General features: G+C 60.5%; 12 protein-coding genes. 10 read left to right on the top strand and 2 right to left on the bottom strand.

Translation table 11 applies throughout. The annotated features are described in order from the left end of the window. Positions 1–5: 5 nt before the first annotated feature. Together QN222_RS09220 and QN222_RS09215 are read right to left on the bottom strand one after the other, a co-directional pair. Positions 6–1,277 carry a polysaccharide biosynthesis/export family protein gene (locus QN222_RS09220; protein ID WP_283963808.1) on the bottom strand — a complete coding sequence of 424 codons (1,272 nt, stop codon included), beginning with the start codon at positions 1,275–1,277 and terminating at the stop codon, positions 6–8. A gap of 57 nt (positions 1,278–1,334) precedes the next feature. After that, positions 1,335–2,015, bottom strand: coding sequence for a sugar transferase (locus tag QN222_RS09215; protein ID WP_283963807.1), 681 nt, complete (start codon positions 2,013–2,015; stop codon positions 1,335–1,337). A gap of 784 nt (positions 2,016–2,799) precedes the next feature. Between QN222_RS09215 and QN222_RS09210 the strand changes: the two genes are divergently transcribed. From QN222_RS09210 to QN222_RS09165, 10 genes are all read left to right on the top strand, one after another. Further along, positions 2,800–3,090: an exopolysaccharide production repressor protein gene (locus QN222_RS09210; RefSeq protein WP_283963819.1), complete on the top strand. Its 291-nt coding sequence runs from the start codon at positions 2,800–2,802 to the stop codon at positions 3,088–3,090. Between the two features lie 191 nt (positions 3,091–3,281). Continuing rightward, positions 3,282–4,307 (top strand): glycosyltransferase family 2 protein, encoded by a 1,026-nt coding sequence (locus QN222_RS09205; RefSeq protein WP_283963806.1) that lies wholly within the window; start codon positions 3,282–3,284, stop codon positions 4,305–4,307. 798 nt (positions 4,308–5,105) lie between these two features. Then, entirely contained in the window at positions 5,106–5,573 is a 468-nt protein-coding gene (locus tag QN222_RS09200) for a thermonuclease family protein (RefSeq protein ID WP_283963818.1), read from the top strand. A gap of 17 nt (positions 5,574–5,590) precedes the next feature. Further along, positions 5,591–5,848, top strand: coding sequence for a hypothetical protein (locus QN222_RS09195; RefSeq protein WP_283963805.1), 258 nt, complete (start codon positions 5,591–5,593; stop codon positions 5,846–5,848). Between the two features lie 567 nt (positions 5,849–6,415). Next, entirely contained in the window at positions 6,416–6,814 is a 399-nt protein-coding gene (locus QN222_RS09190; RefSeq protein ID WP_283963804.1) for a hypothetical protein, read from the top strand. A 5-nt stretch (positions 6,815–6,819) separates the two neighbouring features. Next, on the top strand, positions 6,820–7,611 hold the full coding sequence (locus QN222_RS09185) for a glycoside hydrolase family 16 protein (protein WP_283963803.1): 792 nt from the start codon (positions 6,820–6,822) through the stop codon (positions 7,609–7,611). A gap of 109 nt (positions 7,612–7,720) precedes the next feature. Next, on the top strand, positions 7,721–8,929 hold the full coding sequence (locus tag QN222_RS09180; RefSeq protein ID WP_283963802.1) for a glycosyl transferase family 1: 1,209 nt from the start codon (positions 7,721–7,723) through the stop codon (positions 8,927–8,929). After that, complete coding sequence (locus QN222_RS09175; protein ID WP_283963801.1) at positions 8,926–9,918, top strand: glycosyltransferase family 2 protein; 993 nt, start codon at positions 8,926–8,928, stop codon at positions 9,916–9,918. The genes QN222_RS09180 and QN222_RS09175 overlap by 4 nt, the downstream gene beginning before the upstream one ends. Further along, positions 9,915–10,865: a glycosyltransferase family 2 protein gene (locus tag QN222_RS09170; protein WP_283963800.1), complete on the top strand. Its 951-nt coding sequence runs from the start codon at positions 9,915–9,917 to the stop codon at positions 10,863–10,865. Before QN222_RS09175 ends, QN222_RS09170 begins: the two co-directional genes overlap by 4 nt. After that, positions 10,862–11,872, top strand: coding sequence for a glycosyltransferase family 2 protein (locus QN222_RS09165; RefSeq protein WP_283963799.1), 1,011 nt, complete (start codon positions 10,862–10,864; stop codon positions 11,870–11,872). Before QN222_RS09170 ends, QN222_RS09165 begins: the two co-directional genes overlap by 4 nt.

The raw sequence follows: 11,872 nt of genomic DNA, 5'->3' as shown, positions 1-11,872 counted from the left end.
GGAACTCACCGCATCGCCAGCGCAGCGCTTACCTTGATGACGTCTCCGGGCAGCACTTCGGTGTTCTCATTCGCCGCGATTTCCGCCGGCTTGCCATCCTTTTCACGGATGATCGAGAAGGTGATGTTCGCCTCGGATTTTTGGTCTTCCAGTCGTGCCGCTTCGGCCGATTGCAACAGAGCCTCGGCCATGAGGTCGCGATTGGTGCCGACCTTCAGCGAAAGCGTGTCGAGCTCGGCCTCGGTATTTTGCAGTTCCTGAGCGAGTTGCTCGTCCCAATCGTTGCGGAGATTGGTCTCGTCCTGCGTCGCCTTGTTGTAATCCTGCTTGGCCTTGAGCGTATTGGTATCGATATCGAGCAGCGACGACTGCACGTCCGCAACCCTTTGTTCAAGCGCGAGTTTGCGCTGGCTCAGCGCCAACCCCTTTTCGGCGAGGCTGTCGACCTTCTCTCGATCTTCCTTGACGAGTTCGAGCTGGCGGGCTTGCGTCTCTGATTTTTTCCCGAGCGACTCGATTTCGCCCTGAAGAAGAGATTTAAGATCCGCAAGAGCGGCCAGTTGGCGTTCCTGCCGCTTGTCGCGCGACGCCATCAAAGCCGCCTCGTCGGCGAGCAGCTCGTCGACGCCCTCGACCTTCTTGAGTTCGTCGGGCAATTCGATGTTGTTGCGCTTGCCGATTTCAGCCTGGAGCCGGGCGCGGCGAATGAGCAGCCTGTTGCGCTCCGCGACCTGTACGGCGGATTCGCCGCTGGCCGTGATGTAGTCCCGGACAAAACGCCCGCCGCTTTCGGCCCGGCGCAATCCGCCACCGAGGCTGACGGCCTTGAGTACCGTCATCTTCGGGACATAGGGATATTCGCCCGGAGTCTCCACTTCGCCGGTGAGGTAAACGGGACGGTATTGCGCCATTTCGACGGAGGCCGAGGGCCGGTCGCGCAGGCCAAAAAGCTTCTGCATCTGGATGCCGATCTCGGCAGCGACTTCCGTCGTCGTCTTGCCTGAGGCAGGCAGGTCGCCGACAAAGGGCAGCGAGAGATTACCCGACGCGCCGATCGTGTACTCGCCACTGACGGCCGACCAGTCGCGCACGGCGCCCTCGGCCGTCTGCCACTCGGCAACGCGCACGCGCAGCTTGTCCATCACGCCGAGCCGATATTCGTCGGCTTGTGCCGCGCTCACCCCCGACGCGGCAATGACCGCGATCAGCGCGACGCGGGCGAAACAGGAAAGCTTTTTGGAGACGTCAAGCGTCCCCGAAGGTTTGATAGGTTGCATTTTCGTGATTTCCTGATGCCTGACACTGTTTCGACCCTGAGGGTCAGCGCCAGGGTTTCAATAGCTGCCGCGGGAGAAGCAGACGGCAGGAATCGTCTTGACGACGATGGCAAGGTCGGCGAGGAGCGACCAGTTCTGGACGTATTGCGTGTCGAAGGCCACTCTGGCGGCGTAGGATACGTCGTTACGGCCACTGATCTGCCAAAGGCCGGTCAGACCGGGCCGGGAGCGCAGGTAATAGACGGCAGCCGAATCATAAAGCTCGAGCTCGTCCTCTACGACCGGGCGCGGACCGACCACGCTCATTTCGCCGCGAATGATGTTGAGGAGCTGCGGCAGCTCGTCGAGGCTGAGCTTGCGCAACACGGCTCCGACCGCAGTTACCCGTGGGTCGTCCTGCAGCTTGCGAGTCGTGCGCCACTCTTCGTAGGCGTCAGGATTCTCCTTGAAATAATCTTGCAGCACGCGCTCGCCATTCTGCATCATCGTCCGGAATTTCAGGCACTTGAAGGCCTGTCCGTTGTGGCCGATGCGGCGGTGTCCATAGAAAACACTGCCTCCGTCGGAGAACTTCACGAGAGCCATGATGAGCAGGAAGAGCGGGCTGAAGAACACGAGAGCCAAGGATGCGGCGGCAATGTCAAAACTTCGTTTCGATATACCCCCTATCGGCCGGAACATTCCGGTCTCTTTGGCGATGAAAAACGGCGAACTGGCCGAGCGAGTCGCGGACTTCATAGAGGTGACTCCATTTACGTTTTGCGATTGTCGGTCCCGCAGGACGCGGGTCATCTAGCGCGAGTGTATGGTGAGAATTTGTTTTTTGAAGGCGAAATCAAGGCCGCTTCGGCGCGCTCCGTCACCAATGCGTTTTGACCAACCGGACGCAGGCACTATTACTAAAATTTAATTATAAAGACTGGAAATTTATAACTAAGATATTTTGTTGCGCGGTTGTCACGCTCAAACATCCGCGGGATTTAATGCTTTCGGATCGCGAAGTATTACAGGAAACGTATCATTGTTTCACTCGGCCGGCCGGGGGCGGCACCGGTGCGAAATTGACAAGGGGTAATTCCGGCTCAGCTTTTTGCATCGCATCATCGTTTTGCAGCGCACATTTTCCTAGAGCCTTTTGCAATCAACTTGTAACAAAAGTTGATCGGGAAAAGGCATTCCGCTTAAGCCGAAAGATGCAGCAATCAGAATGAGTTCGCATTTACCCCTCTCAATTTAGGGGCCGGCAAACGAGCCATTTTGGAATCCGATTTCCCGAGTGTTTGTTGTATTTTTCCTAGCTGCTCTATCTTTAATTGCATTTCCGCACATGATCACTCCGAAGTGATTTGTCTCCGGTCGCGGCTCAAGCTGGCGGAAAGGTTCCCGCGGTAAAAGCAGCAGCGACAAAGTTGCGGCTTGCATGTTGAAGAGAAAAGCGACCACTAATATAGTGGGGAAGCGGGAGGAGAGGGCTAAGAGTCCAATGACGGTACCAGTCGAAAATCCGAAGGGCGGAAACGCGATGTTCGCGCCGCGCGTCCTCGCCAGCATGATCGGCGCGTTGGTGGCCTTTGCCATAGCAACCTATCTTCTGAACGGCTCGCTGGTTTCGACCGCGATACAGACACTGCTCTGCGCCGTACTGTTGCAAGTCGGATATTTCATCGCAGTCGTGTTCCTGGTCTGGAAGGAAGCCAGTGGCCGGCGCAAACTGTCTCCCGGCAAGGTGTCGATGGAATCGACATCCGACGACAAACAATCGGGCAAGGTCTCCATTGGCCCTTTGAATCGCCCGGGCCACTCCAACCCCTAAATTGTTGGGTCCCTCGCGTAGCGTGCATGTCGTGAAGGCAGCCCTTTGACCAAAGCCTTGGCCGGCTTTTTTCCCGCACCGCAAAAAAATTTGCGCTTGACGCGTTTGCGACACGATCACCGGACATGTTTTGCAGGTCCGGTGGGAACTTGATTACACCGACGCATCTCGATCACCTGCTGGAGCCCAGTATGACCGTAGCCGCGCCGACGAATGTCTGCATTATCATTGCCGCAAAGAACGCCGCCGACACAATCACCAGAGCGATCGCCTCGGCCCTTGCCGAACCCGAGGCTGCGGAAGTCATCGTCATTGACGATGGTTCGACCGATGACACGGCCCGCACGGCACGCGCCGCAGATGACGGAAGCGGCCGGTTGAACGTGGTCCGCTTCGAAGAAAACCGCGGCCCCGCCGCCGCGCGCAATCATGCGATCGCGATCTCGCAGTCCCCTCTTCTTGGCGTACTCGATGCCGATGACTTCTTTCTTCCGGGTCGACTTCGCCAGATGCTTTCAGAGGATGGCTGGGACTTCATTGCAGACAACATCGCGTTCATCGACGCAAGCCAGGCGGAAACCGCCCACGGCCGGATCGGCCGCTTCACGGCGAGTCCGCGCCTGCTCGATCTGGTCGGTTTCGTCGAAGGCAATATCTCCCGGCGCGGCGTTCGCCGCGGTGAGATCGGCTTCCTCAAGCCGCTGATGCGGCGCTCGTTCCTCGAAAACCATCGGCTCCGTTACAATGAAGACCTGCGCCTCGGCGAAGACTACGATCTCTATACCAGAGCGCTTGCGAAGGGCGCACGCTACAAGATCATCCACAGCTGCGGCTATGCGGCCATTGTCCGAGGCAATTCGTTGAGCGGCAGCCACCGTACGGCCGATCTGAGGCGGCTCTACGAGGCGGACCAGGCGATCCTTACCGAAAGCCCATTGAGCGCCGATGCCGCCAGCGCCATCCGGCGCCATGAGCGCCACATCCGGGACCGCTATGAACTGCGGCATTTTCTCGATCTCAAGAACCAGACGGGCTACATAAGCGCGATCGGCTATGGTCTCACAAATCCCGGTGCGCTTCCGGCAATCGTCGGCGGGATCCTTGCCGACAAGACTGAACGTTTTCGCCCCCGTCAACCCTCTGCACCGGTCGCGCTCGGAGGCTCGGGCGCCATCCGCTATCTGCTTGAAGCGCCGGCGGCCGAGCCGGGGGAATAGCCGGAGCTCGAGAGCTCGCAGGAGTCGCGCGACGATCTCTCGTTTGCGCATCAGGCGGTGGCTTTGACACCACTCGCTGTTGCGGAAACTCCGTGAATTGGCGAGCGGCCGTCAGCCGGCGCACAGGACAGCGGCTTCCGCCGAATAGTATCGGAAAGGACTGCGCGCCTGCTCTTGCAATCGCTCCGTGGAATTCCCACATCTCCGTCATCAAATTACCTGTTCAGATGTCGGCGAGATCGCCTGACCTGCAGGTAGACTTCGCGCTCGATACGCTGACCACGGATGTACTGGCAGGTAGAGCAGCGGAGAGGAAAAGGTCGGGACATCCCGGCCTTTTTTGTTGCCTTGAAACTGAGTCAGGAACGCTTCTTCGGTCCTTCGCGTTACCACCTCAACAGTAACGACATGGAGGTAACGGCATGAAAGGCGTCATTCTCTGGCTGATGGGTGTTCCCCTGATCGTCATTATTCTACTTTACATGTTTGTCTTCTGACCGCCTCAGCCGGCTGCCTGCGCTCCACATCGCGGCCTCGCCCCGACGGGCTCAATCACCGGTAATACGCCTTATACCGCCATTCACCCCAAGTTTTGCGGGATGCGAACGGCGGGCCACTTGCGTTACGCTAATAACGACTGAGGCTGTGTGGGAACTGCGCATGATCGGCATAGGGATGGCCGCCGCAACGGCTTTCGGCAACAGACTTCCTTGCCGTCAACCCCGAACGAAATCGAGTTGCAACATCGCCTGGTCTCCAGTAACGAAGGGGAAAATTAAACTTTTCCTGGTTCTGCTGATGACGGCGAACAGCGCGCAAGGGGCCGAGCCGATTGTCGGTGACGCGTCGGTCGTTGACGGCGATACCATTGAAATCGCTGGCGAACGGATCCAGTTCAGTGGCGTCGACGCACCGGAAGGCTGGCAAGTCTGCTTGGATGAGAAGGGCCTGGATTACCGATGCGGCAAGGAAGCGGCTTCCGCCTTGGATGCGTTTCTGGCGGCTTCCCGTCCCACGCGCTGCGAGCTCGTCAAGCGCGATCGCTATGGCCGTTTTGTAGGCACCTGCTTTCGCGCCGACGGCAAAGACGTGAACCGCTGGCTGGTGGAGACCGGTAATGCAATCGACCGGCAAGAGCACAATAAGGGCGTCTATGCTGAGGCGCAGGCGACCGCCCGTTCGGCCGGCGCCGGCATTTGGCGCAGTCAGTTCGGACAGTCATGCCCGGCACCGCCCGGACGCGTCAACCGAAAGCCGATGTGTTGAAGGCAGCAAGCGAATCGATGATCGTTGAAATCTGGATCTTATGCAGCATCGTGACCGCGGTCGTGGCCGCGCTCCGGGGTGGACACAGTCTTCGCTGGTTGCTGATCGGTTGTGTACTCGGCCCGATAGGCATCATTGTTGCGCTTTTGATGCCCTCGGTGAAATCTGAAGACAAGGCGGTCGCCGAGAAGCGCAAGGACGAAGCGGAGGAGATCGCGAGACCGCTGCTGGAGAGCGAGACGCCAACCGTTTCCGCAAAGCACGACAAGGACTGACGCACCGGGCGCCTGCGCGGTGAGCTGGCAACAAGGCCGGCCGGCTGACGGCGGCGCTGGGTTACTGCTCAATGATTGAAATCCAGTCGTGCTCAGGGGCCGCTATCAACAACGCGGCCAGTCAAGCCGGCTTGGCGCGGCGCCAAATATCCGAGCATGTTCAACGGCTTTGCCGTTTGCCGACCCTATCCTCGATCGAACGCCGAAAAGCTGCCCCAACCTTGCCGCAATTCGTCGCGTCTTGGCTCCGACGCCCGATCAGCCGTCGAAAAACACAATCGATTAAAAAAATCATATTTTTGTAACTCAACCTCTGCTTGCCCCAGAATTTTGCGGGGCACAATTTCTGCAACATGCGACGAAACCGAGGTTTTTCAAAGAAGCACGGCATGGAGCGGCCACCGCCGGTTTCTCACGGGTTCGCCACTTAGGTGCAGCGCAGCATGATTCGTTTCATTTTTCTGCTGCACTGCCATATTTTTTCTTCGCCGATGCTCTAGTTTACTTCCTACGGGCTCAAGACTGCTCTGTTGAGACGGCTGCCGCCGAGGCGCTGCCAGATAGGGAGTGACTGACATCGTGGGTATGGACGCGAGTGTTTCGTCGCGGATCGATCTGATGCGCATTGTGCTGGTTTCCGGCATCGTGTTCGCGCGCATGCGCACCGGCTTCGGCGAGCGACTGACCCGAACCGGCGGCCTAAGCTTCTGGATTTTCTGCGCTCACTATCCGTTGCTTGTCCTGTTCTGGATGCTCTGGAACCGCAGCGGGCTGACCTACTACCCCCTCTTCTACTTCACGATGCCGATCCTGGTGATCGCGATCCTGGTCGCTTCCCACAATCTCATGAGGCGACAGGCACCCGACCTGCTCGACGCCCTCACCGGGAGCCGGGCGGGGAAAGGGCGAATGGCGCTTCCGGCACAAGGTGGCGGACATGCGAGCTATTCGCCGCAACAAAGGTAATGACAATGATATCCGACTGTTATGCGCGCCTGCGCAACCTCGCCCTCGTCATACTTCCGCTTGCGGGCCTCGCTGGAACGGCGGTCGCCCAACCGGGCGCCAGTGGCGCGTCCTTCATGGACGATTTCGACAGCTTGAACACCGGCTTCTGGTACGTGTCGGACGGATGGAACAATGGCGCACACCAGAACTGCACCTGGTCCAAGAAACAGGTGAAGATAAACAACGGCATTCTGGAACTTGCCTTCGAGCATCGAAAGGAGGGCGAGCGCAATTTCGCCTGCGGTGAAATTCAGACCCGCAAGCGTTTCGGCTACGGCACGTACGAGGCGCGGATCAAGACGGCGGACGGGTCTGGCCTGAACTCGGCCTTCTTCACCTACATCGGTCCGGCCGACAAGAAGCCGCACGACGAGATCGATTTCGAAGTGCTCGGCAAGAATCCGGCGAAAGTCCAGGTCAATCAATATGTTTCGGCCAAGGGCGGCAACGAGCATCTTGCCGATGTTCCCGGCGGAGCCAACCAGGGCTTCAACGACTACGCCTTTGTCTGGGAGAAGGACCGGATCCGCTACTACGTCAACGGCGAACTGGTCCATGAGGTCACGGATCCGGCGAAGATTCCGTCGAACGCGCAGAAGATCTTCTTCAGCCTTTGGGGAACGGACACCCTCAGCGACTGGATGGGCACATTTTCCTACACGGAGCCGACGATGCTTCAAGTCGATCGTGTCGCCTTCACGGCTCCTGGCGACGAGTGCCAGTTCGCCGAGTCAGTCGCCTGCCGCATGGATTAAGCGGATTCCGAGCATTTGACCAACATTTGAGCAAATGCAGCATCTTGTTGCGATGCACAAAAAACTGAACTAAGCTCGGCTGGGGCTGAGCACGGAAACGGACGTTTTCATGCTGCAGATACTTTATTTGGCACAGGACCTTGCCGATCCTGCCGTACGCCGTCGGATCCTGACGCTTGTCGCCGGCGGAGCGAATGTGACGCTTGCCGGCTTTCGCCGGGACGCCAATGCGCTCGCCGTCATGCATGGCATCGAGCCGATCGAGCTGGGGGTTACGGCCGACGGTCGCTTTGCGCAGCGCATCGGCGCGGTAGCCGCCGCCTGCCTTTCGCTGAAGACCAAGCTGGCGCATGTCGGCAAACCCGACCTGATCATCGCACGCAATCTCGAGATGCTGGCGGTCGCCAAACGGGCCGTGACGCTTTTCGGCGGCCAGGTCCCGATTGTCTACGAGTGCCTCGACATACACCGCTTGCTCCTGCGCAAGGACGTCGTCGGGCGCGCGCTGCGTGCCACCGAGGCTCGTCTCGGACGCGACGCGCGCTGGCTGATCACCAGTTCACCAGCCTTCATCGAACACTATTTTCGCCCGCTCTCGGGGCTCGACGCGCCGGCGCTGCTTCTCGAAAACAAGGTTCTGGAGATCGATGGTCCTGCGGATCGGATCGCCGATTCCGCGCAATGCCCGGTGCCCGGTCCTCCATGGAAGATCGGCTGGTTCGGAGCCTTGCGCTGCGCCAAGTCCCTCGCACTGCTCGCCGAGTTCTCCCGGAAGATGGAGGGCCGCTTCGAAATCGTCTTGCGAGGCAGGCCCGCCTACTCGGAATTCGAGGATTTCGACGCGTTCGTCCGCAATGAACCCTTCATGCGCTTCGATGGCGCCTACCGCAATCCGGAAGACCTCGCCGACATTTATGGTGGTGTCCACTTCACATGGGCGATCGATTTCTTCGAGGAGGGCCAGAATTCCGCATGGCTGCTGCCGAACCGCCTCTATGAGGGATGCCGCTACGGACGCGTGCCGATCGCCATGAAGGGCACCGAGACGGCACGTTTCCTCTCGGTGCGTGGCATCGGACTGGTCCTGGAAGAGGCTGAACCAGAAAGCCTGGCCACTCTGATCGGATCGATGACGCCGGATCGGTACATCGAAGCGGCTAATGGCGTCGCCCAGTGCAATCCCGGAACCTGGGTGTTCGACCGCGCGGACTGCGAGGCGCTGGTGCGGCGCCTCGCGGCACTCGCTGTCGAAACGCCGCAAACCATGCCGACTCCGGCCGTACCGGAGCCCCGCCACAACGAGGGTGGATTGCTATGAGCCCGAACCGTTTGACCTCCAGCCTGATCATCATTCCTTGCCTCAATGAGGCCGAGCACATCGAGGGGCTGGTCGCAAAGCTGCGCCCGTCGCTGGAGCCCCTGAACGCAAAGATTGCGATCGTCGACGGCGGCAGCATCGACGGCACGCGCAAGATCGCGAGCCGTCTTGCTGCCGAGGACGAACGTGTCCTTTTCCTCGACAACCCGAAACGCATACAGAGCTCCGCGATCAACCGGGCCGTTTCGGAACTTGGGTCGTCCTTCGACTACCTGATCCGCATCGACGCGCATGGCAGCTACCCGGACGACTATTGCCAGCGTCTCGTCGACGAGGCCGTGGCGACCGACGCCGACTCGGTGGTCGTGGCGATGCAGACGGTCGGCTTCAGCGCCTTTCAGAAGGCAACGGCCTTCGCCCAGAACTCAACGCTTGGCAACGGCGGCTCCAAACACCGGGCCGGTGCGGCCGGTCACTGGGCCGACCACGGACACCACGCGCTCATGCGCATCGCCGCTTTCCAGGCGGTCGGCGGTTACGACGAGACCTTCAGTCACAATGAAGATGCCGAACTCGATTACCGCTTGGCGAAAGCCGGGTACCGCATCTGGATGACCGACAAGACGAACATGGTCTACTACCCGCGCGCGAAGGTCGGCCCGCTCTTCCGGCAGTACTTCGGTTATGGCCGTGGCCGTGCAAAGAACTTCCTCAAGCATCGCGCCATGCCCGGCTTGCGGCAGATGCTGCCGCTGGCGGTCGCGCCCGTTGCCGTCGGGGCACTACTCGCGGTCGTCAACTGGGTCGCCGCCATTCCGTTCGGCGTCTGGGCTCTCGCGTGCCTTGGCTATGGCGCATGGATGGCGCTCGGCCAGCGAAATCCCTATGGGCCGCTCGCGGCCGTTTCGGCAATGGTCATGCACCTCGCCTGGTCGGCCGGCTTCTGGCGCGAGCTTCTCGACTTGCGACGGTTTCGGGTGATCCCATGACGGCCGCGACCAACGAAGCATCGCAGAAGGCGATGCGGATCGATATCGCCGTATGCACCTTTCGGCGGCCGGAACTCGTCCAGACGCTTCGTTCGCTCGCCGAGATCACGGCGCCCGCGAACGCGGTGATCCGTATCATCGTAGCGGACAACGACGTCGAACCTACCGCAAGGCCTCTTGTGGAGGCTCTCCGCACGGAGATCCCCTTCGACATTACCTATGTCCATTGCCCGGCATCGAACATCTCGCTCGCGCGCAACGCATGCCTCGACGAGAGCACAGGCGATTTTCTCGCCTTCATCGACGACGATGAGACCGCTTCGAAAGAGTGGTTGGCAGCCCTCCTGGAAGCCGCGCGAACGACTGGTGCCGATGCAGTCCTCGGGCCCGTCCGTGCGGCCTACGGCACGTCGGCGCCCGCCTGGATGCGTCGCGGCGATTTTCATTCGACGCGGCCGGTCTGGGTCGGTGGTGAAATTCGCACCGGCTACACCTGCAACGTCATGCTGAACGTCGGAGCCCCGGCGCTCATCGGTCGTCGCTTCAAGCTCGCGCTTGGCAAAAGCGGCGGTGAGGACACGGACTTCTTCGCCGCCATGCATGACGCCGGAGGAACAATCGCTTTCGCCTCTGAAGCCTGGGTTCACGAACCGGTGCCGGAAAACCGGGCCTCGCTCGCGTGGCTTTCGAAGCGTCGCTTTCGCTCCGGCCAGACGCACGGGCGCCTGCTGTCGGAGCAATCGAACCGGTCGCGGCAGCCGTGGAACCTCGCCCTGGCATCGGCCAAATCGGCCTATTGCTCGCTGGCGACCCTGCTTTTCCTGCCTTCGCCCGTACACCGCTATCGGTTTGCGCTGCGGGCGATCATGCACGCCGGCGTCGTGAGCGGGCTCCTGGGCCACAAGGAACTTGAACAATACGGAGCAACGGGGGTGACATCGCCATGAGCGGGTTCGTTCCGGACGTCACCTTTGTCGTGGCTGCCTACAATGCCGCGGAGACGATCGTGCGAGCCGTCGAAAGCGCGCTTCGTCAGGAAGGCGTTACCGTCGAGGTGGTGATCGTCGACGATCAGTCGTCGGACGGGACGGTGGAGATCGTTTCCACCATCGCCGACCCGAGGGTGCGCCTGATTGCCCTCGAGCAGAACCGCGGCCCCGGCGGGGCCCGCAATGCCGGCTTGGCGGCGGCACGCGGCAACTGGATCGCGGTTCTCGATTCCGACGACACCGTGAGGCCGGAGCGGCTGGCGCGCATGATCGAACGCGCCGAGAAGACCGGAGCGCAGGTCGTCGTCGACAACCTCGACGTCGTCTCGCTCGACGGGCAGAGCATCAGAATGTTCCCGGAGGCCGAACTCGCTCGCCAGCCGCTTCTGACGCTTCCCGCCTTCATCGAGTCGAACGTGATCTTCCGCTCGCGGCACAACTTCGGCTACATGAAGCCCGTGTTCGAGCGGCGTTTCCTCGAAAGGCACGACCTTCGTTTCGACGAAGCGCTCCGGATCGGCGAGGACTACATTCTGCTTGCCTCCGCCCTTGCCTCCGGCGCCCGCTGCGCCATCGAGCCTTCGGCCGGCTATGTCTACCATATCCGCGAGGGGTCCATCTCTCGCGTGCTCAAGCTCGACCATATCGACGCCATGATGTCCGCGGACGAGGCATTCCTGCGCCGCTTTCCACTTGATATCCTGTCCGAGAGAATGCAGCGCAAGCGTACCCGCGGCTTCCATCAGGCGCGCTCGTTCCTCGTCCTCGTCGATCAGTTGAAAACCAGATCGTTGGCCGGCGCGCTGAAGACCGCGCTCGCCGACCCCCTTGCGCTTCGGCATTTGCACATGCCGATCGCCGTACGACTGCGCCGCCTTGCGGCGCGCTCAAGCACCGCCCCCATCACGGTGGCGACCGAACAATCCCCGCCGGGCGACAGCCCTTTTACAAGCAAAGGACGATAG

It is taken from the genome of Sinorhizobium sp. 6-70 (assembly GCF_030124375.1).
Classification (GTDB): domain Bacteria; phylum Pseudomonadota; class Alphaproteobacteria; order Rhizobiales; family Rhizobiaceae; genus Sinorhizobium.
The sequence above is the reverse complement of the archived record's forward strand: the minus strand, read 5'-3'. Positions and strand labels throughout refer to the sequence as shown.

Bases quoted from the DNA above. Each gene is read 5' to 3' on its own strand.
- QN222_RS09200 (WP_283963818.1), top strand. From the start codon at position 5,106: ATGACGGCGAACAGCGCGCAAGGGGCCGAGCCGATTGTCGGTGACGCG.
- QN222_RS09180 (WP_283963802.1), top strand. From the start codon at position 7,721: ATGCTGCAGATACTTTATTTGGCACAGGACCTTGCCGATCCTGCCGTA.
- QN222_RS09210 (WP_283963819.1), top strand. From the start codon at position 2,800: ATGTTCGCGCCGCGCGTCCTCGCCAGCATGATCGGCGCGTTGGTGGCC.
- QN222_RS09205 (WP_283963806.1), top strand. From the start codon at position 3,282: ATGACCGTAGCCGCGCCGACGAATGTCTGCATTATCATTGCCGCAAAG.
- QN222_RS09175 (WP_283963801.1), top strand. From the start codon at position 8,926: ATGAGCCCGAACCGTTTGACCTCCAGCCTGATCATCATTCCTTGCCTC.
- QN222_RS09195 (WP_283963805.1), top strand. From the start codon at position 5,591: ATGATCGTTGAAATCTGGATCTTATGCAGCATCGTGACCGCGGTCGTG.
- QN222_RS09170 (WP_283963800.1), top strand. From the start codon at position 9,915: ATGACGGCCGCGACCAACGAAGCATCGCAGAAGGCGATGCGGATCGAT.
- QN222_RS09185 (WP_283963803.1), top strand. From the start codon at position 6,820: ATGATATCCGACTGTTATGCGCGCCTGCGCAACCTCGCCCTCGTCATA.
- QN222_RS09165 (WP_283963799.1), top strand. From the start codon at position 10,862: ATGAGCGGGTTCGTTCCGGACGTCACCTTTGTCGTGGCTGCCTACAAT.
- QN222_RS09220 (WP_283963808.1), bottom strand. From the start codon at position 1,277: ATGCAACCTATCAAACCTTCGGGGACGCTTGACGTCTCCAAAAAGCTT.
- QN222_RS09215 (WP_283963807.1), bottom strand. From the start codon at position 2,015: ATGAAGTCCGCGACTCGCTCGGCCAGTTCGCCGTTTTTCATCGCCAAA.